This window comes from Streptomyces sp. NH27 (genome assembly GCF_056859195.1).
Window position 1 is genome coordinate 1 of the sequence record NZ_JACEGK010000057.1, and the last position, 21,822, is coordinate 21,822.

Genomic DNA, 21,822 nt, shown 5'->3' on the forward strand with positions numbered 1-21,822 from the left:
ATCTTCTTCAGCCTCGGCACGGTGCCCGCCGTCATCGCCACCATCGTCTTCGCGATGCCGGTCGGCGTGCGCATGACCGAGCTGGGCATCCGGCAGGTCGATCCCGAACTGGTCGAGGCCGCAGAGGCGTTCGGCACACCGCCGTCCCGCATCCTGCTGCGGGTGCAGCTGCCGCTGGCGCTGCCGACCATCATGGCCGGCGTCAACCAGGTCATCATGCTGGCGCTGTCCATGGTCGTCATCGGCGGCATGGTCGGCGCGGAGGGCCTCGGCTCGACCGTCTTCGGCGCGATCAGCCAGATCAACATCGGCCTCGGCTTCGAGGGCGGCATCTCCGTGGTGGTGCTCGCCATCTACCTGGACCGGATCACCGGCGCCCTCGGCGACCAGGTCTCGCCGCTGGGCCGCCGCGCCCTGGCCCGCGCCCGCAGCGCCACGCAGGGCTTCTCGGTGCTGCGCTACCGGCCGCGCCCGGCGGTCGGCCTGTCCGCGGTGGTCATCCTCGCGCTGGTCGCGGGCGGCATCGGGGCGTTCTCGGACAACGGCGACAAATCGTCGCCGACCGTGTCCACGAACGTCGGCAAGGGCCAGTCGGTGAAGATCGGCTCCTTCAACTGGGACGAGTCGATAGCCTCCGCGAACCTGTGGAAGGAGGTGCTGGACGAGCGCGGCTACAAGGCACAGGTCAACACCTACGACCCCGGCGCCGCCTTCACCGGACTCGCCAACGGCAACTTCGACTACCTCACCGACGCCTGGCTCCCCACCACCCACGCCTCCTACATGCAGCAGTACGGCGACAGCTACACCGACCTCGGCAAGTGGTACGACCAGACCTCACTCGAAGTCTCCGTGCCCTCCTACGTCAAGGGCGTCAAGACCATGGCCGACCTCAAGGGCAAGTCGGCCGAGTTCGGCGGCAAGATCATCGGCATCGAACCCGGCGCCGGCGAGATGAAACTCCTCAGCTCCAAGGTCCTCCCCGGCTACGGACTCGACAAGGAGTACAAACTCGTCTCCAGTTCCACCGCCGGCATGCTCGCAGAGCTCAAGCGCGACTACGACCAGAAGAAGCCCGTGGCCGTCGTCCTGTGGTCCCCGCACTGGGCCTACAGCACCTACGACATGACCAAGCTCAGCGACCCCAAGGGCCTGTGGGGCAAGAGCGACTCGATCCACAACATCGCCAACAAGAACAGCGCCGCCAAGCTCCCCCAGGTCACCACGTGGATGAAGAACTTCCACATGACCGAAGCCCAACTCAGCTCCCTGGAAGCCGACATCCAGACCGCCGGGCAGGGCAATACCGCTGACGGCGTCAAGAAGTGGATGAAGGCCAATCCCGGCGTGGTCGACAAGATGGCGCCGGTCGCCGGAGCCACCGCCACGAACGTCGGCAAGGGCCGGTCGGTGAAGATCGGCGACTTCAACTGGGACGAGTCGATCGCCTCCGCGAACCTGTGGAAGGAAGTACTCGACGAGCGCGGCTACAAGGCGCAGCTCAACACCTACGACCCCGGCGCCGCCTACACCGGACTCGCCAACGGCAACATCGACTACATGACCGACACCTGGCTACCGACCACGCACGCCTCCTACATGAAGGAGTACGGCAGCCGTCTGGACGACCTGGGCCCGTGGTACGACAAGACCTCGCTCGAAGTCTCCGTGCCCTCCTACGTCAAGGGCGTCAAGACCATGGCCGACCTCAAGGGCAAGTCGGCCGAGTTCGGCGGCAAGATCATCGGCATCGAACCCGGCGCCGGTGAGATGAAGATCCTCAGCTCCAAGGTCCTGCCCGGCTACGGGCTCGACAAGGAGTACAAACTCGTCTCCAGTTCCACTGCCGGCATGCTCGCCGAACTCCAACGCGACTACGACCAGAAGAAGCCCGTCGCCGTCGTCCTGTGGTCCCCGCACTGGGCCTACAGCAAGTACGACATGACCAAGCTCGGCGACCCCAAGGGCCTGTGGGGCAAGGGCGACTCGATCCACAGCGTCGCCAACAAGAACAGCGCGGCCAAACTCCCCCAGGTCACCACGTGGATGAAGAACTTCCACATGACCGAAGCCCAACTCGCCTCCCTGGAGGCCGACATCCAGTCGGCGGGCCAGGGGCAGACCACGGCGGGAGTGAAGAAGTGGATGGCTGAGAACCCGGACATCGTCGACACGATGGCACCGGTCGGCGCGAGCTGACGCCACCACCCGCACGCAGGCACTGAGGGGCCGGGGACACGCAGACCGTGTCCCCGGCCCTTCGTGTCGCCTTCTCCACCCGAACCTCCACCCACGGGACCAGGCGCATCGGCGCCCACGGCGGGAGAGTCGCACTCGGCACCACGGGAACACCGTCGAACCGAAGCGAAGGAGTGCGAGGTCATGACCGACATCGAGCAGGCGCTGGCGATCAGCGGGGGCATCTTCGGGCTGATGCTGCTGACGCAGTACGGCCGCAGGAAGTACGACCGGCACAAGGTCCTGATGCCGCTGGCGTCGGTCTCGGTGATCGGCTACTTCTATCTCAGGGGCGCACCCACCCACACCGTCGACCTGGTGGTCTACCTGGTGGGTGCCGCGGTCGGGGTGGTCTGCGGCGTCATCGCCACGCTCACCACCGGGGTGGAGCGGCACCCGGTCTCGGGCCAGGTGTACACGCGGTGCGGTGCCGGGTTCGTCGCCATCTGGTCCGTGGTGGTGGCGCTGCGGGTGGCGTTCATCTACCTCAGCGAGCACAACGACTGGTTCCGCGGCCACCTGGTCACCTTCATGACGGACCACCGCATCGTCGAGGACGCCATCGCGCCGTTCTTCGTCCTGATGGCGCTGGCGATGGTGCTCAGCCGGGTGCTGCTGGTGCTGGCCCGGGTGCGGGCGCTGCCGCCGGCCGAGGGCACCGCTCCCGCGGCCGACGGCCACCGCGTGGCGGCCCCGCGGGTGGGCTGACGCCCGGCCTGGTGGACCGCCTGGTGGACCACTTGGCCGGCAACTTGGCCGACGGGCTTGGTCAGCCGCGCCCCCGCACCTCATCCACGGGCCGTCACCAGCCCGTGGATGTACGCGTACTTCACCGCGTGTGCCCGGTCGCGCAGATGCGCCTTCGCGAAGAGGTTGTTGATGTGGGTCTTCACCGTGGCCTCGCTGACCACCAGGCGTTCGGCGATCCCGCGGTTGGTCAGGCCCTCGCCGATGAGGGTGAGCACCTCGACCTCCCTGGGTGTGAGGTCCGGTGCGAGGCCGGCGTGCGGCTGCCCGGCCGGGGCCGCGCTCTTGACGGCGGCCGCGAGCAACCGGTCCTGGACCGCCGGGTCGAGGACGGCCTGCCCGGCCGCGGCGGCCCGCACCGCGCGGGCGATGTCCTGACGGCCGGACTCCTTGGTCAGATAGCCGCGGGCCCCGGCGCCGAGCGCGGCGAGGATGTACTGCTCGTCGGCGAGCGTGGTGAGCACCACCACGGCGACGTCGGGAAACCGCTCGGTGACCAGCCGGGTCGCCTCGACGCCGTCCATCCTCGGCATGTTGAGGTCCATGAGGATCACGTCGGGGGCGTGTTCGCCCGCGGCCGCCAATGCCTCCGCGCCGTCCCGCGCCGTTGCCACCACCTCCAGGCCCGGTTGCAGGTCGAGCACCACCGCGAGCGCCTCGCGGATCGCGGTCTGGTCGTCGGCGACGACCACCCGCACCGATCGCTCGCCGTCGGCCCCGAGAGCGTCGGCCCCGGGCCCGCCCGCCGCGCGCCGATCCGCGTCGTGCCGGTTCCTGTCGTCCTCGTTCAACTCGCGCTCGCTCATGCCGGAATCACCACGCGCACCCGCCATCCTCCCGCGTCGTCGCCGTCCACGATCGGCCCGGCCGTCACCATGCCCCCCACCAGTTCGACGCGCTCGCGCATCCCGACGAGTCCCATGCCGCTCCCGGCACCGGCCAGCGGCCGTGAACCGTCCGGGGGCGCGGAGTTCACCACCTCGAAGACCGTCTCCTCCGGGCCGTATCCCAGGCGCAGCCGGACCGGTGCGCCGGGCGCGTACTTGTGCGCGTTGGTCAGCGCCTCCTGGGCGCAGCGCACGATCACCTGGGCGGGCCGGACGGGCAGTTCATGCGGCGATCCGTCGAGGGTCAGCGTACCGGTGCCGGGGGTGGACCCGAGCATGGAGCGCAGCGTCTCCAGCAGCGGCAGCGCGTCCTCCCGCAAGTCGCGGACGGTGCGCTGGACCTCGGTCAGCCCCGCGCGGACCAGGCTCTGCGCGCGCTGGGCGGCCTGCCGGGCCTCGTCCACCGCGCCGGACTCCAACAGCGCGTCGGTGACCTCCAGTTGCATGTTCACGCCGGCCAGCGAGTGAGCGAGCACGTCATGCACGTCGCGGGCGATACGGGCGCGCTCGGCCAGCGCCTCCGCGCGGGCCTCGGAGCGCGAGGCCAGTTCGGCCTGTTCGGCGGCGGCCCGCGCCGAGCGGAGCGCGTCGGCGTGTGCGCGGTTGGAGATGCCGACCAGCACGCTGACACCGGTCAACGCGCCCAGGTACCAGGGCGCGTGGCCGTATCCACTGCCGATCGGGAAGAGCAGCACGCTCGCGCACAGGACGCTGGTGAGCACCGCCAAGGTCACCGCGGCCTGATGCGCGAGGCGGAACCCGGCGTGGCCGGCCACGTAGAACGCGAACAGCGACGCAGCCCCGGAGTGGTCCATGCTCATCAGGGCGGCCGCGCTGACCGCCCAGGCGCCCAGCAGCGCCGTCTGCGGCCGGGGCGACAGCAGCCCCTCCGGGATCAGACGGGTGCACAGCAGCGCCGAGTTCAGGATGAGCAGGCACAGGACCGCGAGGCCGGTGCCGGACGTCCCGCAGGGCCGGACCAGGACCGCGCACACCGCGATGCCGGTGGCGGTGGTGAAGAACTGGAGGAGGTTGTTGTCCTCCATGAACCACCGGGTCACGGCGCGAAGTCGGTGCACTGGAGCTCTCTTCCCCCCGGTCGGCCGGTCTGCCGGTCGGGGCGAAAAGCTACCAGCGCCGCGGGACAGGGGGACAGCCGGAAGTGCCGGCCCACCCCCAGGGTGGAGATCCGGGTGGAGATGCGTGCCGGGTACACGTGGCGCCGGGTGCAGGCAGCGCCCCGGCGTCCCACGACGACGAGGATCGCCCACGCCGTGGCGTTTCCCGATCATCGGCGGATACTGGTGGTATGAACTGCATGCCCGGACGAGTGACATCGACCCCGGGCTCCCGCGTACCGGCGGCGGCTCACGCCTGCCGGCACCCGGTCGGCGGACACGGCGCGCGACACCGTCGCGAAGCGCCGCGGGACGCCGCCGTCGAGAACCCTGGACACAGCCTCTGACCTGCTACGACACAGGCGGTTGCCCTGGCTGCCGGCCTGGCGAGGAGATTCCCGTGAAGATGCTGATCAACGTACCGGAGAACGTGGTCCCGGACGCGCTACGGGGCTTCGCGGCGGTGCACACCGATCTGACCGTCGACGTGGAGCGCCGCGTGATCGTACGCCGCGGGGCGCCGTACGACGGGCAGGTCGGGCTGGTGTCGGGCGGCGGGTCGGGGCACGAACCGCTGCACGGTGGTTTCGTCGGGCGGGGAATGCTCACGGCCGCGTGCCCGGGAGAGGTCTTCACCTCGCCGGTGCCGGACCAGATGGTGCGGGCCGCGGCGGCGGTGGACAGCGGCGCGGGAGTGCTGTTCATCGTGAAGAACTACACCGGCGACGTGCTCAACTTCGACATGGCCGCCGAACTGGCCGAGGACGAGGGCGTCCAGGTGGCGAAGGTGCTGGTCAACGACGACGTGGCGGTGACCGACAGCCTCTACACCGCCGGCCGGCGCGGCACCGGGGCGACGCTGTTCGTCGAGAAGCTGGCGGGAGCGGCGGCCGACGAGGGCGCGCCGCTGGACCGGGTCGCGGGCATCGCCCACCAGGTCAACGAGGTGTCCCGCAGCTTCGGGGTGGCGCTCACCGCGTGCAGCACCCCGGCGAAGGGCGGCCCGACGTTCGATCTGCCCGAGGGCGAGCTGGAGTTGGGCGTGGGCATCCACGGCGAGCCGGGCCGGGAGCGCCGCGCGATGATGACCTCGGGCGAGATCGCGGACGTGGCGGTGGACGCCGTGGTCGAGGACCTGCGCCCCGACGCGCCGGTGCTGCTGCTGGTCAACGGGATGGGCGCGACGCCGCTGCTGGAGCTGTACGGCTTCGCGGCCGAGGTGCACCGGGTACTGGCCGCCCGCAAGGTCGCGGTGGCCCGTACCCTCGTCGGCAACTACGTGACCTCGCTCGACATGGCCGGCGCCTCGGTGACGATCTGCCAGGCCGACGAGGAGCTGCTGCGGCTGTGGGACGCGCCCGTGTCGACCCCGGCGCTGCGCTGGGGCTGCTGACCGCGGCGCCCGGCCGCCGTCGGGGCCGCGGGCGCGCACCCGCGCCGTGCCGCTTCGACCACCCGTGGAAAGGCACACCGTATGAACGCCGTCCCCGAACAGCCCGACCTGCCCGCCGACATAGACGCGGCGCTGCTGCGCCGATGGCTCGACGCCGCGACGTCCGTGATCGAGCGGGAGGCCGGCCACCTCACCGAGCTGGACTCCCCGATCGGCGACGCCGACCACGGCAGCAACATGCGCCGCGGCTTCCTCGCCGCGCGCACCGCGCTGGAGCAGGAGCCGCCGGACACGCCCGGCGGGGTGCTGGTCGCGGTGGGGCGGCAGCTCATCAGCACCGTCGGCGGCGCGTCCGGCCCGCTGTACGGCACCTTGCTGCGGCGTACGGGCAAGGCGCTCGGCGACGCGCCGGTGGTGACCGCGGCGCAGCTGCGCGACGCGCTGAAGGCCGGGGTGGACGCCCTGACGCAGCTCGGCGGCGCGGTGCCGGAGGACAAGACGATGGTGGACGCGCTGGTGCCGGCACTGGGCGCGTTCACGGCGGCGCTGGACGCGGGCGACGGCACCGCCGAGGCGCTCACCGCCGCGGCGCGGGCGGCGGAGGAGGGCGCTGTCGCGACCATTCCACTGCGGGCCCGCAAGGGCCGGGCGAGCTATCTGGGCGACCGCAGCATCGGCCACCAGGACCCGGGCGCGACCTCCTCGGCCCTCCTGCTCACCGCGCTCGCCGACACTGCCCGGGAGGCATCCTCCTCATGACCGGCCGTACTGACAGCGCCACCACGGACCGTGCCCAGCCGCTGGTCGGGATCGTACTGGTCTCGCACAGCGCGGCGGCGGCGAACGCCGTCGCCGACCTGGCGGCCGCCCTCACCGGCGGCGGCGAGGTGCCACTCGCGCCGGCCGGTGGCGGTCCCGACGGCGGACTCGGCACCAGCTCCGACCTGATCACCTCGGCCGCGCGCACCGTCGACCAGGGTGCGGGCGTGGCGGTGCTCGCCGACCTCGGCAGCGCGGTGCTGACGGTGAAGGCGCTGCTGGCCGACGACGAACTCCCGCCCGGCGCCCGGCTGGTGGACGCCCCCTTCCTCGAAGGGGCGGTCGCCGCCGTGGTCACCGCGTCCACCGGCGCGGACATCGACGCGGTCGCGGCGGCAGCGGCGGAGGCGTACACGTACCGCAAGGTGTAGTGGTTCCCCGCGCTCCTCGAGCTTGCGTTTGAGGAGCGCGGGGAACTCGCGGGCGAACCCTCCCGCGAGTTCCCCGCCGGGAAGGTCAGCGGCCGTAGCTCAGCAGGTGCCGGACCATACGGCAGGTGATGTCGGACGGCGGGTGCACGCCTATCCGCTCGGCGGTGCGGCGAATCCGTCCGTTCCCGGCCTGAGCCGGTTCGTAGACCCCCGCGTCGAGCAGGGCGATGGTCAGGCGCATGGTCTTCAGGCGGCGGTTGTGTGAGACGTACCACTCGCGGGGCAGGCCCGCGGGCAGCGGTTTCTTCGGCAGTGTGACGACGGGCGCGGATGTGCGTCGGCGTGCATCCAGGGGCAGTGCGGCAGCGGCCATCGGCTTCCTCCTGTGGCGTCGGCCAACCCTCTCGAACACTGTCGATTTTACCGCCAAGCACTGACAAAGCGCGCTGGCCGGAAGGGGGTTGGGCCGGCCCGGCGGACCGCACGCGCCGGCGCCGGGCCGGCCGGCCGTACCGCTACGGGGCCCGGTGGCCGTCGCCGTCCACGCCGGGTGCGGGTACGGAGGCGGATGCCGGCGCGGGGGCGAGTGCCGGCGCGGGGACGGATACAGGCGCGGGGGCGGGTTCGAACCACGTCGGCTCCTCGCGCAGCGCCGACTCGATCCGGCCACGGGCGATCGGCCCGAGCGGCGGCAGCTCGTCCAGCGCGAACCAGCGCACGTCCAGCGACTCGTCGTCGTTGACCCGGGCCTCGCCGCCGACCGCCCGGCAGCGCAGCACGATGTCGATGTACTGGGCGTGGTCGCCGTTGTCGTACACCACCGGCTCGTTGGTGAAGACGCTGAGCACCCGCTCCACCACCGCGGACACCCCGGTCTCCTCCTGGATCTCCCGCACCGCGCTCTCGGCGGGCTGCTCGCCCGGGTCGGGGATACCGCTGATCAGCGCCCAACGGCCGGTGTCCGTACGGCGGTTGAGCAGCACCCTGCCGCGGTCGTCGAAGACCACCATGACCACACCGGGCAGCAGGAGAAGAACGTCCCCCGCCTTGTCGCGGATGTCCTGGATGAACTTGGGAGTCGCCATGCCCCGAGCCTACGAGATGAAAGGTGAACGCCACATCAGCACCAGGTTTCACAAGCTCGACGAGCTTCCTGTGCGACATATCCACAGGGCGGGCCCTCACCCGTTACGGTGATCCGAACAACAGCGCCCACGCGGGGAACGCGGGCGCGGCGGTACCCCGTCGCGCCCGGGTGGCGGCAGGGGGTCAGGATGGACACGACGGCCGGCAGCGCGCCCGAAGCGGCGCGCGGGGCCCGCGCGGCGGCGAAGGCCGGCCCGCGACGCGCCGGTTCGAACGGTGACAGCTGGGCGGACGACAGTGCGCCGGAGGGCGACGGAGGCGCGAGCACGAGCGGGGACGGCTTCGGTTTCGCCCCCTTCGCCGACCGCCCCGGTGCCGGCGGAGCGCCGCCGCCACTCATCCGGCCGTCGCGGCCGCCGTCCGGCGGCGGGGCGGTGGACGCGGCGGGAATGGTCGTCCTGGCCTGCTGCGCGGTGTGGGTGACGGTCTGCGCCGGCGGGCGCGAGGCCAGGCCCGAGGGCGCGCTGCTGGCGCTGCTCGCGGTCACCGCCGGATACGCGGCGGGCCGGGTGCTCGGGGCGATGCTGCCGACGCTGACCCTCACCGCCGGGGCGGTGACCGTCCTGGTGCTGGTGCTGGGCCCGGCGCACCGGCTGTCGGGCGGCGCGGACGCGCCACCGCTGGGCTACCACAACGCGGACGCGGCACTGCTCGTGCTGGCCGCCGGGGCGGCGTGCTGCGCGGCGTGGGGGGTCGGCGGCACCGTGTGGGGTGTCCCGGCGGTGGTGTGGCAGGCGCTGCTGCGGCTGCTGGCGACGGCGGACGCGGTGACGGCGCTGGCACTGGGGTCGTCGGCGGCCTTCGCGGCGGGCGTGGCGATCGTGCGGTGCTCGCTGGCCGCGGCCCGGATGCGACACCGGCTGCTCGGGCTGGTCGGCCTCGCGCTGGCCGCGGTACTGGCGGTCGGCGGGAGCTACGCGGTCGCGGTCGACGCGCTGCCCGGCGGGCTGTCGGAGTCGCTGACCGGACAGCTCACCCAGCCGCGCGTCGCGCTGTGGCACGAGGCCGTGGACCTCGCCGGGCGCCATCCGCTGCGCGGGGTCGGGCCGGGGCGCTTCGCCGAGGAGAGCACACCACTGCCCTCCGACACGCCCCCCGCCGAGACCCCGCAGTCCGCGCCCTTCCAACTCGCCGCGGAGCAGGGGGTGCCCGGTGTGGCGCTGCTCGGCGGCGCCTACCTGTGGACGCTGTGCGCGCTGTGGCGCTCCCCGCGTGCGACGCCCGCGGTGCTGACCGCGGCCGCGACACTGACCGGGCTCGGGCTGCTCGCGGCCGTGGACCATGTGCTCAGCTACACCGCGGTCACGGCCGCGGCCGGACTGCTGGCCGGGCTGGCCACCTCGCGGCCGTTCCCGGCGCCGATTCCCGTACCGAAGTCCGGCTCGCGCCAGGCGCCGGAACGGATCTGCGAACCGGCGTCCGAACCGTCATCCGAGCCGGCGTCCGACCGCTGACGCTCAGCGGGTGGCGGTGGGTCCCTGCGGGTCGCGCGGTACGGCGGCCAGGCCGAGCATCTCGCGGATGGCGCGCACCGCGCCTTCCGCGTCGTCGACGGTGACGGTGAACCACCGGCCGCCGCCGAGGTCGATCACGATGCCGGGCCCGCGGCGCACCACCCCGGCGGTGCCCATCTCCGGCCGCCAGCGGTAGCCCCAGCCGCCCCAGGCGCGCGGGCTGATCACCGGGGCCAGCCGGGCGCCGGTGACCTCGCCCATCGGGATGCGGCGGCGCGGCACCCCGATGTGGCCGCAGCGCACCTGGACCGCGTCGCGGTCGACGCGTACGTGGACATGGGTGAAGGCGATGGTGCCGAACAGGACGAGCAGCCCCACTGCGAGGCAGCCCACCACCGACATCACGAGCGGGGCGAGGCTCACGGTGGGGCCGGGGCCCTCCACCGCCAGCGAGATGCCGAGCGCCACACAGGCGGCGCCCACGGCAGCGGGAACCCACTGCATACGGTTGCTGGCCCGGCCCGTCCACACCTGGGACGCGCCGGTCTCCGGCCGAGGAGCGTGCGTCATGCCCCGAAGCGTACCTATCCGCGGGGCGCGTGGCACCGCACCGGCGTCAAGCCGTGGCGGGCGTCACGGCGAGTCCCCTGCCCTGCGGGTAGGCGAGGGCGGCAACCGGGAGGGGAGCGGATCGGCCGCTGAGGATCACCTCGACGGTGCCGCCGCCCGGGGTGGCGGCCACCCTGCGCAGCGCCTGGGCCGCCACGGCATCCGCGGAGCCGTACAGTTCGGCGCCGGGCACGGCGGCGGAGATACGGTCCATGACCAGTTCGTAATGGGTGCATCCCAGGACGACGGCACTTACACCCGATGGAGTGAGGGCAGCCGCGGCCGCGATCGCGGCGCAGATGGCGTCCTCGTCGGCGTTCTGCACCGCGTCGGCCAGCCCCGGACACGGTACTTCGGTGATCTCCGCGCCGTTGCCGAACTCGGCGATCAGGCCGCGCTGATAGCTGCTGCCCGTGGTCGCGGGAGTGGCCCAGATCGCCACGCCGCGGTGGGCCGCCGCCGCGGGCTTGATCGCCGGCACGGTGCCCACGATCGGCAGCCCCGGCTCGAACGCCGCCCGCAGCGCGGGCAGCGCGTGCACCGACGCGGTGTTGCACGCCACGATCAGCCCGTCCAGCCCGTACGCCGCCGCGGCCCGCGCGCACTCCAGCGCCCGCGCCGCCACGTCATCCGCCGACCTCGGACCCCACGGCATCCCCTCCGGGTCCGACGAGAGCACCAGGTCCGCGTCCGCCCGCACCCGCCGCACCGCCGCCGCGGCGGCCAGCAACCCGATACCCGAATCCACCAACCCGATCTTCACGCCCCCACTCTAAGCGGTCCCCTACGGAGTGCCTTCGGCGACAACACGGCCCTCGCCGCCGGCCCGCACCCACCCACGGGCCAGACCGCCCCCCGGACCGGGCTTCCCGGGCGGGCGCGCCGGGCGGGGGCCCCGGACCGTGGTGCGGTCGGAACTCGGGCAGACTGCGGGGGTGAGCGTGATGACTGGGGTCGCAGCGGTGTCGTTGGTGGCGTGGGTGTGGCTGCTGGTGGGGCAGGGAGGGTTCTGGCGGACGGACGTACGGCTGCCGCGGGGTGGTGGGGGCAAGGTGGTGGGGGCGTGGCCGGACGTGGCCGAACAGGCGCTGCTGGAGCGGGCCCCCGAGTGGCTGGGCCCCGAACTGGTCACCGCCCGGCGCCGCGCCGACCTCGAACGCGTCCACGCCGGCGGCGCGTTGAACCGCCTGCTGCCCTGGGCGACCGGCGAGGCCGCACGCTTCGCCGAGCTGGTACCCGAACGGATCGAGGTCCCGACCGGGTCCCGTGTCCGCGTCGACTACAGCGGCGAGCAGCCCGTACTCGCCGTCAAGCTCCAGGAGTTGTTCGGGCTGCGGGACACCCCGAGCGTGGCCGGGGTGCCGGTCCTCATCCACCTGCTCTCCCCCGCCGGGCGCCCGGCCGCCGTCACGGCCGACCTCGCGTCCTTCTGGCGCGAGGGGTACCGGGCGGTCCGGGCCGAGCTGCGCGGGCGCTACCCGCGCCACCCGTGGCCCGAGGACCCCTCCACGGCGCAACCCACCCGCTCGGTACGACCGCGGAAGTAACGGGACGCGACCCGACCGGCTGCCCCGCGCCGTCGGTTCGGGGACCACCTGGGCGGGGCGGCGGCCGGGCGGGTCCTCGTCAGGGCTTCAGCGCTGCGCCGGTGGCCGCGCCGGCCGTGTTGGACGGGTCGGGGGTGGCCGTGCCGTCCGTGCCGTCGCTGCTGCCCGCGCCGTCGGTGCTGCAAGGGTCGGGCGTCGGCGAGGCCGTGTCGGAGTCCGTCGGCGTCGGAGTCGGAGTGGCGGTGCCGGAGTCCGTGGGAGTCGGCGTCGAGGAGTCCGTGGGGCAGCCCGGGTCGGTCGGGTCGCCGGTCGGCGGCGTGGTGGGCGAGGTCGTCGGGCCCCCGGTGGGCGGCGTGGTGGGCTGCCCGCCGGTCGGGCTGCCCGTCGGGCTGGAGGAACCCGGCGAGGTCGGCGCCACGGTGCCGCCCACACTCTTCGTCGGGGACGGCGACGGCGACGCGGTGCCCGAGGCCGACGGCTTCGGGGAGGAACTCGCCGTAGCCGGCGGCTTGATCCCGGGGCCGGCCGAGCCCGGACGGTCCGGCACGGAGACCGTGCCGCCCTGCCGGAAGTGCTCGTACCAGGCCATCACCAGGTTCAGGTAGTCCTGCGAGTGGTTGTAGCCGAGGATCGCCCGGTCCATGTCGGCCGGCACCGCCAGATCCCGTCCGTCGGCGCACAGATAGTGCGCGGCGGCGAGGGCGGCATCGAAGATGTTGTTCGGGTCGCTCACCCCGTCGCCGTTGCCGTCCGCGCCCCACGTGCGCCACGTGGAGGGGATGAACTGCATCGGCCCGACCGCGCGGTCGTGCACCGGGTCGCCGTCGTACCGGCCGTTGTCGGTGTCGGTGATGTTCGCGAAGCCCTTGCCGTTCAGCACCGGGCCGAGGATCGGCTTGTACGTGGTGCCGTTCGCGTCGACCGCGCCGCCGCGGGCCTGCCCGGACTCGACCTGGCCGATCGCGGCGAGCAACTGCCACGGCAGGTGGCATCCCGGGTCGGACTGCGCGACCGACTCCTGCGCGTGCTCGTACGCCGCGAGCACCGTCGTCGGCAGGCTCGCGCCGCCGCCGGGCACCGTCACGGTCGTGCCGCCACCGGCGCCGGGGGTCGAGGCGACCGGGCCCTGGGGCGAGTTGAGCGGGGGGAGCTGCGTGACGTACGGGGAGTCGCCGTCGATGGAACCGTCGGGCGTCGCGCCCGCCTGGGCCTTCGACTGCTGCTCCTGCGATGCGGCGTGGGCGACCGGGAGGAGGCCGGGGGCCTGCGAAGCTCCCAACGCGGCCATCGCCGCAGCGGCCACCACGGTGCCCGCCGCACCCCTGCGAACCCTCTTGCTCTTGCCGAAGCGCCGCGCTGCCATACCGGCGTCCCTCCCCAAAGCGAGATGCGAGCCCGTCCCGGCTCCACAACTCGGATGACCCTACGGCAACTTCAGCCCCCCGACTACAGGGTCTCGATGAATCCACAGGGTACGGATGTGGTCGTTTCGGTGCGGGCCCCGCCCCGGTATCCGCGCCCCCGGGTACGTGACGCTCCTTCCGCGGAGGAGCCGCACCCAGAAAGTTCAACAGGGGCGCGGGGAACTCCCCCAGAGGGGTACCCCCAGCGACCGGCCCACCACCGGCGGGTAGTCCCTGAACCGACAGAACCACCCACCCCGGAATGTCCCGTCGCCCAAGTGCCGTGACCGGCAAGGTTTGCCCGGTAGCGAGGTGCCCTGGTGCTCCCCCATGGCCTTCGGCGTGGGGGTGCCCCCAGGCCGCAAGGCGGCCGGAAGCCCTCGTAGTGGTCCTACTCGGGCTTTCGGCCAACGCTGGGGGCACTCCCCCTGGCTACGCCGGGGGTGCCCCCACCCACCGAAGGTAGGGGGAGGACGCGCGTGCCAGGGCGGCGAGCGGGGCAAACCTTGCCGGGAGGGGCACTAGTGAGCGGCGGACTCCCAGTCGGGGCCGGCGCCCACGGAGACGTCGAGAGGGGCACGGAGCGGGTAGGCCGTGGACATCTCGTGGCGGACCAGCGCCTCGACCTGCTCACGCTCGCCCGGGGCGACCTCCAGGACGATTTCGTCGTGCACCTGGAGCAGCATGCGGGAATCGAGCTTCTGGTCGACGAGGGCCTCGTCGACCCGGAGCATGGCGATCTTCACGATGTCCGCGGCCGACCCCTGGATCGGCGCGTTGAGCGCCATCCGCTCGGCCATCTCCCGGCGCTGCCGATTGTCGCTGTTGAGGTCCGGGAGGTAGCGGCGGCGGCCGAGCAGCGTCTCGGTGTACCCGGTGCCGCGGGCCTCCTCGACAGCGCGGTGCAGATAGTCCCGCACCCCGCCGAACCGCTCGAAGTACGTCTCCATCAAGGCGCGCGCCTCGGCCGCCTCGATCCCCAGCTGCTGCGACAGCCCGAACGCCGACAGGCCGTACGCCAGACCGTACGACATCGCCTTGATCTTGCGGCGCATCTCCGCGTCGACCTTGTCACGCGGCACGGAGAACACCTGGGAGCCGACCGTGGTGTGCAGGTCCTCACCGGAGGTGAACGCGGCGATCAGGCCGTCGTCCTCCGACAGATGCGCCATCACCCGCAGTTCGATCTGGCTGTAGTCCGCGGTGAGCAGCGAGTCGTACCCCTCGCCGACGACGAAGCCCCGGCGGATCGCCCGGCCCTCGTCCGTGCGCACCGGGACGTTCTGCAAGTTGGGGTCGGTGGAGGACAGGCGGCCGGTGGCGGCGACGATCTGGCTGAACGTGGTGTGGATACGGCCCTCGGGCGCGATCGTCTTGACCAGACCCTCGACGGTGACCCGCAGCTTCGCCTGCTCGCGGTGGCGCAGCATGATCACCGGCAGCTCGTGGTCGGTCTGCCCGGCCAGCCAGGCCAACGCATCGGCATCCGTGGTGTAACCGGTCTTCGTCTTCTTCGTCTTGGGCAGGCCCAGCTCCCCGAAGAGCACCTCCTGGAGTTGCTTGGGCGAACCGAGGTTGAACTCGTGGCCCACCGAGGCATGGGCCTCCTCCACCGCATGCCGCACCGCGGCGGCGAACTGCTGCTCCAGGCCCTCCAGATGCGCCCGGTCCGCGGCGATCCCGGCCCGCTCCATCTTCGCCAGCAGCGCCGACGTCGGCAGCTCCACGTCATGCAGCAACTCGGCCGCGCCCACCTCCGGCAGCCGCTGCCCGAACACCTCGCCCAGGTCCAGCACGGTCCGCGCCTGCACCATCAGCGCCTCGGCGGCGGCCGCCTCCCCGTCATCCTCCTCGCCGAACGCCAACTGGCCACTGTCGGAAGCAGCCGGCGCCAACTCACGGCCCAGATACTCCACCGACAGCACGTCCAGCGCGAACGACCGGCGACCCGGCTTGATCAGATACGCCGCAAGCGCCGTGTCCATCGCGACGCCCTCCACCCGCCAGCCGTGCTCGGCGAAGACCCGCATCACGTTCTTCGCGTTGTGCACCACCTTGGCCCGCTCGGAGTCGGCCAGCCACGCCGCGAACGCCTTCTCGTCGGCCCCGTCCAGCTGCGCCGGGTCGAACCACGCCGCGTCCTCACCCGCGGCCAGCGCGAGCTGCGTGACACCACCCGAACCCAGCGCCCAAGTGTCCACACTCGCCAGCCCCACCGGGCCCGCCGCATGCGACTCCAGCCAGCCCGGCAACTCCCCGGCCGACAGCACCACACCCTCGACCGCCACCCCCTCGGCGATCTCCGCCTCCTCCGCGGCCGCACCCGGATCGGCCGCGAACAACCGCTCCCGGAAGTTCGGATTGCGGAACTCCAGCGCGTCCAGCACCTGGCCCAGCGACTCGCGGTCGTACGGCTCCCGGCCCAACTGTGCGGCGCCCGCGGGCAACTCCACATCCCGCACCATCTCGGTCAACCGACGATTCAGCTTCACCGCGTCCAGGTGGGCCCGCAGATTCTCGCCCGCCTTGCCCTTCACCTCGTCGGCCCGCTCGCACAACTCCGCGAACGAACCGAACTGCGTGATCCACTTCGTCGCGGTCTTCTCCCCCACCCCCGGGATACCCGGCAGGTTGTCCGACGGATCACCGCGCAGCGCCGCGAAATCCGGATACTGCTTCGGCGTCAGGCCGTACCTCTCCTCGACCTTCGCCGGGGTGTACCGCGTCAGCTCCGACACGCCCTTCGTCGGATACAGCACCGTGACATGGTCCGACACCAACTGGAACGAGTCACGGTCACCGGTGACGATCAGCACCTCGTAACCCAGCGCCTCCGCCTGCGTGGCCAAGGTGGCGATGATGTCGTCGGCCTCGAAACCCTCCACCGCGAACCGCGGCACCACCATCGCGTCCAGCAACTCCCCGATCAGCGCGACCTGCGAGCTGAACTCGTCGGGCGTCTTCGACCGCGTCGCCTTGTACTCCGGGAACTCGTCGAACCGCCAGGTCTTGCGCGACACGTCGAACGCCACCGCCAGATGCGTCGGCCGCTCATCACGCAACGTGTTCGCCAGCATCGACGCGAACCCGTACACCGCGTTCGTCGGCTGGCCCGTGACCGTGTTGAAGTTCTCCACGGGCAGCGCGTAGAACGCCCGATACGCCAGCGAATGCCCATCGAGCAGCATCAGCCGCGGTCGGTCGGTCGTCGTCTTCGATCCGGATACTTTCTCAGCCACGATCCGATCCTCCCACGCCCCACCGACACTCCCGCTCTTCTCTTTGCCGCCTTCTCGCCTCCGGGCTCCCCCAGCGCTTCGCCTGGGAGGTGCCCCCACCTTTCGACGCCGGCGCGCCCTTTGGCTCGCCGGCCACCACAGCTGGACCGGGAGCGTGTTCGCGCCCGCACGGGGACCGTAGGGCCCGGAGGCGAGCCGGCGGCAATACAGTGGCCGTATGGCGAAGAAGCCCCCCACCGGTGACCCTGTCCAGGACGCGCCGCGCGTCGGCGCGCCGAAGCACGCCGCCGCGGGGCTGCCCGCGGTCGCGCGGAGCATGAAGATCGCCGAAGCCCAGATGGGCGCCCGCAGGGCCGCGCTGACCCTGCTGAAGGTCAACCAGAAGAGCGGCTTCGACTGCCCCGGGTGCGCCTGGCCGGAAGGCGAGCAGCGCCACACCTTCGAGTTCTGCGAGAACGGCGCGAAGGCCGTCGCGGAAGAGGCGACACTGCGCCGGGTCACCCCCGACTTCTTCGCCGCGCACCCCGTCTCCGACCTGGCCCGCCGCAGCGGCTACTGGCTCGGCCAGCAAGGCCGCATCACCCAGCCGATGTACCTGCCCGAAGGCGCCGACCACTACGAAGCCGTGCCCTGGGAGCGGGCGTTCGAGATCATCGCCGGCGAACTCGGCACCCTGGACAGCCCCGACGAAGCCGTCTTCTACACCTCCGGCCGCACCAGCAACGAAGCCGCCTTCCTCTTCCAGCTCTTCGCCCGCGCCTACGGCACCAACAACCTCCCCGACTGCTCCAACATGTGCCACGAATCCTCCGGCTCCGCCCTCACCGAAACCCTCGGCGTCGGCAAGGGCAGCGTCCTGCTGGAAGACCTCCACCGCGCCGAACTGATCATCGTCGCGGGCCAGAACCCCGGCACCAACCACCCGCGGATGCTCTCCGCCCTGGAAAAAGCGAAACGCGGCGGCGCCCGCATCGTCACCGTCAACCCGCTCGCCGAAGCCGGCACCGAACGCTTCAAGAACCCCCAGACCGCCACCGGCCTGGCCGGCCGCGGCACCGTGCTGTCCGACCTGCACCTGCCCATCCGGCTCGGCGGCGACCAGGCCCTCTTCCGCGCCCTGGGCCGCCTCCTCATCGAAGCCGACACCCTCGACCACGACTTCCTCACCACCCACACCCACGGCTACCAGCAGTACGAAGCCGCCGCCCGCGCCACCGAATGGACCGAGGTCGAACGCGCCACCGGCCTCACCCGCGCCGAGATCGAAGAACTGCACGCCCTCGTCCTCGACGCCAAGAGCATCGTCGTCTGCTGGGCCATGGGCCTCACCCAGCACAAGCACGCCGTCCCCACCATCCGCGAAGTCGTCAACTTCCTCCTGCTCGGCGGCAACATCGGCCGCCCCGGCGCCGGCGTCTGCCCCGTCCGCGGCCACTCCAACGTCCAAGGCGACCGCACCATGGGCATCTTCGAACGCCCCGCACCCGCCTTCCTCGACGCCCTGGAGAAGGAGTTCGGCTTCACACCGCCCCGCCACCACGGATACGACGTCGTCCGCGCCATCCACGCCCTGCGCGACGGCACCGCCAAGGTCTTCCTCGCCATGGGCGGCAACTTCGTCTCCGCCTCACCCGACACCGACGTCACCGAAGCCGCCATCCGCACAACACGGCTGACCGTCCAAGTCTCCACCAAGCTCAACCGCTCCCACGCCGTCACCGGCGCCCGCGCCCTGATCCTGCCCACCCTCGGCCGCACCGAGAAGGACCGGCAGGTCGGCGGCGACCAGTTCGTCACCGTCGAGGACTCCATGGGCATGGTGCACGCCTCCCGCGGCAACCTCGCCCCCGCCTCACCCCACCTGCTCTCCGAACCCGCCATCGTCAGCCGGCTCGCCCGCGCCGTACTCGGCCCCCACCACACCATCCCCTGGGCCGACTTCGAAGCCGACTACGACCGGGTGCGCGACCGCATCGCCCGCGTCGTCCCCGGCTTCGACGACTTCAACACCCGCGTCCGCCGCCCCGGCGGCTTCACCCTCCCGCACGCGCCCCGCGACAGCCGCACCTTCCCCACCGCCACCGGCAAGGCCAACTTCACCGCCGCACCCCTGGAATACCCCGAAGTCCCGGCCGGACGGCTGCTGCTCCAGACGCTCCGCTCGCACGACCAGTACAACACCACCATCTACGGCCTGGACGACCGCTACCGCGGCATCAAGGGCGGCCGCCGTGTCGTCCTCGTCCACCCCGACGACGCCACCGCGGCCGGCCTCGCCGACGGCGACTACGCCGACCTCGTCGGCGAGTGGACCGACGGCACCGAACGCCGCGCCGACGGCTTCCGCGTCGTGCACTACGCCACCCCCCGCGGCTGCGCCGCCGCGTACTACCCCGAGACGAACGTACTGGTCCCGCTCGACCACACCGCCGACACCAGCAACACCCCCGCGTCGAAGTCCGTGGTGATCCGGCTCGAACCCCACGGACCCGGCCGGCCCTGACCCCGACCGGCCCGCACCCCCGACCGGCCTCTACCCTCGACCGGCCTCTACCCTCGATCTGCACGGCCCGGCCGCACCGGCCGGTCGCACAACCTGGTCGCACAACCGCAGAACGGAGCCGACCCGCATGGGCGAGCAGACCACCACCCAGTTCTCCCCGGAGACCCTCGCGCAGTACGCCGGACTCGGCATCGACCTGCCCGCCCTGTTCTCGGCCGGCGCTCTGGGCAACCGGATGGGTATCCAGATCACCGAGGCCGCGGCCGACAAGGTGGTCGGCACCATGCCCGTCGAGGGCAACACCCAGCCGTACGGGCTGCTGCACGGCGGCGCCTCCGCGGTCCTGGCGGAGACCCTCGGGTCGGTCGGGGCAATGCTGCACGGCGGGCCCAACAAGATCGCGGTCGGCGTCGACCTCAACGCGACGCACCACCGCAGCGTGCGCACCGGCACCGTGACCGGGACCGCGACGCCCGTCCACCGCGGGCGCTCCTCGGCCAGCTACGAGATCGTCATCACCGACGACGCCACCGGCAAACGCGTCTGCACCGCCCGCCTCACCTGCATGCTCCGCCCCGCTTCCCCACCCACAACCACAACCGCCTGATCCCGCGTACGGGCCTCGGTACTCAGTACTTGGGGCCCACGTGCAGGTCCATCACCGCAACCGCCTCCCGGCGCGCGACGGAGATGTTGTAGGGCCGGCCAGCCCGCCGGGTCACCTTCCACTCCACGCCCACCGCGTCAAGGGCGTCGCAGTACAACTGCCTGATGTCGTCGGACACGTTGGTGAACAGGTAGCGCGGGTACTCGTAGCGCTTGCGCTGCCCTGCGACGGTGCGGACGGTCCAGTTGGTGACCCGGCATCCGTCGGAGTGGATCAGGCCACGGATGAACTCCCAGGGATACACGGCCACGATCTGCCGCTGCCACGGCTCGAGAACGATCGCGCGCTCATGTTTCTTGCCGGGCCCATGCTGCGGGAAGAGGCAGTAGAGGTGGTTGGAGTACGCCTTCACGACGTGGCAGCCGGTCCGGCGCAGGCGGCTGGTCCGGTTGAAGGGGAGGACCGCCCGCATCGCGGCCTCGGCGGCGTCCATCAGGCCGGGCCAGTCGTCAGCGCAGGTGATCGACAGGCTCGGCACGCGGTGCCCGGAGTACCGGCTGACGTGGCCGTCCCCCAGGTAGAGACCGAGCAGGTAGCTGTAGGCGGGCCGGTCCAGGGGGGCGCCGTCGCAGCGGTGGCAGGGTCGCTTGCGGCCGGGGCACTCGCCGCGTTCCGCCCGGTCAAGGTGCACCCAGTAGCCGACCGTGCCGGCGGGCACGCCAAGTCGGCGGGCCGCTTCGGCGTTGGTCACACCGGTACGTACGAGGTCGACGGCCGCGCGGCGGATCTCTGGAGTGGACACGGTTCAAGCATCACGCCGACATCGCACAGGCGTACGAACGGAAGGCCATAACCACCCGATCGGGTGGTTAACGCCTATGATTCGAAGGAGAGTGAGGGTGCCGGGTGCGGGATTCGAACCCGCATGCCCTCTCGGACAGATGTGTTTGAGACATCCGCGTATGCCGTTCCGCCAACCCGGCGAGCTTGCTGCGCAAAGCATACCGTGTGGATGCACGGCATCGCAGCTAGGTAGGCTCATGGCTGTACCACACGCCATGACCCGAGGAGCACCGCACCGTGAGCGCCCCCGACGAGCCCACCCCCGCGCAGGACGACGCTTCCGCGCATGTGCCGCCCGTGACCACGCGTGTCGTCATTGCCGAGGACGAGGCGCTGATCCGGCTGGACCTGAAGGAGATGCTGGAGGAGGAGGGGTACTCCGTCGTCGGGGAGGCCGGCGACGGCGAGGTGGCGGTGAAGCTCGCCCAGGAGTTGCACCCGGACCTGGTGATCCTGGACGTGAAGATGCCCGTGCTGGACGGGATCAGCGCGGCGGAGCAGATCGCCGGGGAGAAGCTGGCACCGGTACTGATGCTGACCGCTTTCTCCCAGCGGGAGTTGGTGGATCGGGCCAGGGACGCGGGCGCGATGGCGTACCTGGTGAAGCCGTTCACCAAGAGCGACCTGGTGCCGGCGATCGAGATGGCGGTGAGCCGGTTCCAGGAGTTGCGTGCCCTGGAAGCGGAGATCGCCGACCTGTCGCTGCGGCTGGAGACGCGCAAGCTGGTGGACCGGGCGAAGAGCGTGTTGCAGACGAAGTACGGGTTGAGCGAGCCGGCGGCGTTCCGGTGGATCCAGAAGACGTCGATGGACCGTCGGATGTCGATGCAGGCGGTGGCGCAGGCGGTCATCGACGAGGTGACGGAGAAGGACTAGCCGGCGGCCGGCAGGCACAGCA

At 71.9% G+C, this 21,822-nt stretch carries 18 protein-coding genes, 1 tRNA gene and 1 pseudogene; 10 read left to right on the forward strand and 10 right to left on the reverse strand.

Translation table 11 applies throughout. The annotated features are described in order from the left end of the window. Both AC13HU_RS07505 and AC13HU_RS07510 read left to right on the forward strand, forming a co-directional pair. Nucleotides 1-2,199, forward strand: a 2,199-nt coding sequence (locus AC13HU_RS07505) for an ABC transporter permease/substrate binding protein (RefSeq protein ID WP_483040964.1), incomplete at its 5' end; no start/stop codon positions are given. A 183-nt stretch (nt 2,200-2,382) separates the two neighbouring features. Next, nucleotides 2,383-2,946 carry a CcdC protein domain-containing protein gene (locus AC13HU_RS07510; RefSeq protein ID WP_483040965.1) on the forward strand — a complete coding sequence of 188 codons (564 nt, stop codon included), beginning with the start codon at nt 2,383-2,385 and terminating at the stop codon, nt 2,944-2,946. 80 nt (nt 2,947-3,026) lie between these two features. Here the strand turns inward: AC13HU_RS07510 and AC13HU_RS07515 are convergent, their stop codons facing one another. Then, the gene (locus AC13HU_RS07515) at nt 3,027-3,677 is read right to left on the reverse strand and encodes a response regulator transcription factor (RefSeq protein ID WP_483040980.1); all 651 of its coding nucleotides are present in this window, start codon (nt 3,675-3,677) and stop codon (nt 3,027-3,029) included. Nucleotides 3,678-3,787: 110 nt separating this feature from the next. Next, nucleotides 3,788-4,951 (reverse strand): sensor histidine kinase, encoded by a 1,164-nt coding sequence (locus tag AC13HU_RS07520; protein WP_483040966.1) that lies wholly within the window; start codon nt 4,949-4,951, stop codon nt 3,788-3,790. 439 nt (nt 4,952-5,390) lie between these two features. On the opposite strand from AC13HU_RS07520, the gene dhaK reads away from it, so the two are divergent. From dhaK to AC13HU_RS07535, 3 genes are all read left to right on the forward strand, one after another. Beyond that, on the forward strand, nt 5,391-6,383 hold the full coding sequence (dhaK, locus tag AC13HU_RS07525; RefSeq protein WP_483040967.1) for a dihydroxyacetone kinase subunit DhaK: 993 nt from the start codon (nt 5,391-5,393) through the stop codon (nt 6,381-6,383). Between the two features lie 81 nt (nt 6,384-6,464). Next, nucleotides 6,465-7,142 (forward strand): dihydroxyacetone kinase subunit DhaL, encoded by a 678-nt coding sequence (dhaL, locus tag AC13HU_RS07530; protein ID WP_483040968.1) that lies wholly within the window; start codon nt 6,465-6,467, stop codon nt 7,140-7,142. Next, a complete protein-coding gene (locus tag AC13HU_RS07535; RefSeq protein WP_483040969.1) occupies nt 7,139-7,573 on the forward strand; it encodes a PTS-dependent dihydroxyacetone kinase phosphotransferase subunit DhaM in 435 nt (144 codons plus the stop codon). The genes dhaL and AC13HU_RS07535 overlap by 4 nt, the downstream gene beginning before the upstream one ends. A gap of 85 nt (nt 7,574-7,658) precedes the next feature. On the opposite strand, the gene AC13HU_RS07540 is transcribed toward AC13HU_RS07535, so the two are convergent. After that, nucleotides 7,659-7,946 (reverse strand): hypothetical protein, encoded by a 288-nt coding sequence (locus AC13HU_RS07540; protein ID WP_483040970.1) that lies wholly within the window; start codon nt 7,944-7,946, stop codon nt 7,659-7,661. A gap of 142 nt (nt 7,947-8,088) precedes the next feature. Further along, nucleotides 8,089-8,658, reverse strand: a complete 570-nt coding sequence (locus tag AC13HU_RS07545) for an NUDIX hydrolase (protein WP_483040971.1) — start codon at nt 8,656-8,658, stop codon at nt 8,089-8,091. Nucleotides 8,659-8,847: 189 nt separating this feature from the next. On the opposite strand from AC13HU_RS07545, the gene AC13HU_RS07550 reads away from it, so the two are divergent. Then, nucleotides 8,848-10,173, forward strand: coding sequence for an O-antigen ligase family protein (locus tag AC13HU_RS07550; protein ID WP_483040972.1), 1,326 nt, complete (start codon nt 8,848-8,850; stop codon nt 10,171-10,173). Between the two features lie 3 nt (nt 10,174-10,176). Here AC13HU_RS07550 and AC13HU_RS07555 read toward each other — a convergent pair whose 3' ends face one another. Both AC13HU_RS07555 and AC13HU_RS07560 read right to left on the reverse strand, forming a co-directional pair. After that, nucleotides 10,177-10,743, reverse strand: coding sequence for a hypothetical protein (locus AC13HU_RS07555; RefSeq protein ID WP_483040973.1), 567 nt, complete (start codon nt 10,741-10,743; stop codon nt 10,177-10,179). A gap of 46 nt (nt 10,744-10,789) precedes the next feature. Beyond that, nucleotides 10,790-11,545: a glutamate racemase gene (locus AC13HU_RS07560; protein WP_483040974.1), complete on the reverse strand. Its 756-nt coding sequence runs from the start codon at nt 11,543-11,545 to the stop codon at nt 10,790-10,792. Between the two features lie 301 nt (nt 11,546-11,846). Between AC13HU_RS07560 and AC13HU_RS07565 the strand changes: the two are divergent. Continuing rightward, nucleotides 11,847-12,329 (forward strand): annotated as a pseudogene (locus AC13HU_RS07565) (ATP-dependent helicase C-terminal domain-containing protein); the annotation flags it as partial. Nucleotides 12,330-12,408: 79 nt separating this feature from the next. Here AC13HU_RS07565 and AC13HU_RS07570 read toward each other — a convergent pair. After that, nucleotides 12,409-13,692, reverse strand: coding sequence for a lytic transglycosylase domain-containing protein (locus tag AC13HU_RS07570; protein WP_483040975.1), 1,284 nt, complete (start codon nt 13,690-13,692; stop codon nt 12,409-12,411). 561 nt (nt 13,693-14,253) lie between these two features. Next, nucleotides 14,254-16,920, reverse strand: coding sequence for a DNA polymerase I (polA, locus tag AC13HU_RS07575; RefSeq protein WP_483040981.1), 2,667 nt, complete (start codon nt 16,918-16,920; stop codon nt 14,254-14,256). A 268-nt stretch (nt 16,921-17,188) separates the two neighbouring features. Between polA and AC13HU_RS07580 the strand changes: the two genes are divergently transcribed. Both AC13HU_RS07580 and AC13HU_RS07585 read left to right on the forward strand, forming a co-directional pair. Beyond that, complete coding sequence (locus AC13HU_RS07580) at nt 17,189-19,474, forward strand: FdhF/YdeP family oxidoreductase (RefSeq protein WP_483040976.1); 2,286 nt, start codon at nt 17,189-17,191, stop codon at nt 19,472-19,474. A gap of 127 nt (nt 19,475-19,601) precedes the next feature. Then, nucleotides 19,602-20,081 (forward strand): PaaI family thioesterase, encoded by a 480-nt coding sequence (locus tag AC13HU_RS07585; RefSeq protein WP_483040977.1) that lies wholly within the window; start codon nt 19,602-19,604, stop codon nt 20,079-20,081. A 22-nt stretch (nt 20,082-20,103) separates the two neighbouring features. Here AC13HU_RS07585 and AC13HU_RS07590 read toward each other — a convergent pair whose 3' ends face one another. Both AC13HU_RS07590 and AC13HU_RS07595 read right to left on the reverse strand, forming a co-directional pair. Beyond that, nucleotides 20,104-20,883 carry a transposase gene (locus tag AC13HU_RS07590; protein WP_483040978.1) on the reverse strand — a complete coding sequence of 260 codons (780 nt, stop codon included), beginning with the start codon at nt 20,881-20,883 and terminating at the stop codon, nt 20,104-20,106. 98 nt (nt 20,884-20,981) lie between these two features. Then, nucleotides 20,982-21,064, reverse strand: a tRNA-Leu gene (locus AC13HU_RS07595). A gap of 97 nt (nt 21,065-21,161) precedes the next feature. On the opposite strand from AC13HU_RS07595, the gene AC13HU_RS07600 reads away from it, so the two are divergent. Further along, a complete protein-coding gene (locus AC13HU_RS07600) occupies nt 21,162-21,800 on the forward strand; it encodes an ANTAR domain-containing response regulator (RefSeq protein ID WP_483040979.1) in 639 nt (212 codons plus the stop codon). Nucleotides 21,801-21,822: the final 22 nt, after the last annotated feature.

What these genes read in the sequence shown, in the direction of transcription:
- AC13HU_RS07510 (WP_483040965.1), top strand. Translation starts at nt 2,383, where the DNA reads ATGACCGACATCGAGCAGGCGCTGGCGATCAGCGGGGGCATCTTCGGG.
- dhaL (WP_483040968.1), top strand. Translation starts at nt 6,465, where the DNA reads ATGAACGCCGTCCCCGAACAGCCCGACCTGCCCGCCGACATAGACGCG.
- AC13HU_RS07535 (WP_483040969.1), top strand. Translation starts at nt 7,139, where the DNA reads ATGACCGGCCGTACTGACAGCGCCACCACGGACCGTGCCCAGCCGCTG.
- AC13HU_RS07540 (WP_483040970.1), bottom strand. Translation starts at nt 7,946, where the DNA reads ATGGCCGCTGCCGCACTGCCCCTGGATGCACGCCGACGCACATCCGCG.
- AC13HU_RS07545 (WP_483040971.1), bottom strand. Translation starts at nt 8,658, where the DNA reads ATGGCGACTCCCAAGTTCATCCAGGACATCCGCGACAAGGCGGGGGAC.
- AC13HU_RS07550 (WP_483040972.1), top strand. Translation starts at nt 8,848, where the DNA reads ATGGACACGACGGCCGGCAGCGCGCCCGAAGCGGCGCGCGGGGCCCGC.
- AC13HU_RS07555 (WP_483040973.1), bottom strand. Translation starts at nt 10,743, where the DNA reads ATGACGCACGCTCCTCGGCCGGAGACCGGCGCGTCCCAGGTGTGGACG.
- AC13HU_RS07570 (WP_483040975.1), bottom strand. Translation starts at nt 13,692, where the DNA reads ATGGCAGCGCGGCGCTTCGGCAAGAGCAAGAGGGTTCGCAGGGGTGCG.
- polA (WP_483040981.1), bottom strand. Translation starts at nt 16,920, where the DNA reads ATGCTGCTCGATGGGCATTCGCTGGCGTATCGGGCGTTCTACGCGCTG.
- AC13HU_RS07580 (WP_483040976.1), top strand. Translation starts at nt 17,189, where the DNA reads ATGGCGAAGAAGCCCCCCACCGGTGACCCTGTCCAGGACGCGCCGCGC.
- AC13HU_RS07585 (WP_483040977.1), top strand. Translation starts at nt 19,602, where the DNA reads ATGGGCGAGCAGACCACCACCCAGTTCTCCCCGGAGACCCTCGCGCAG.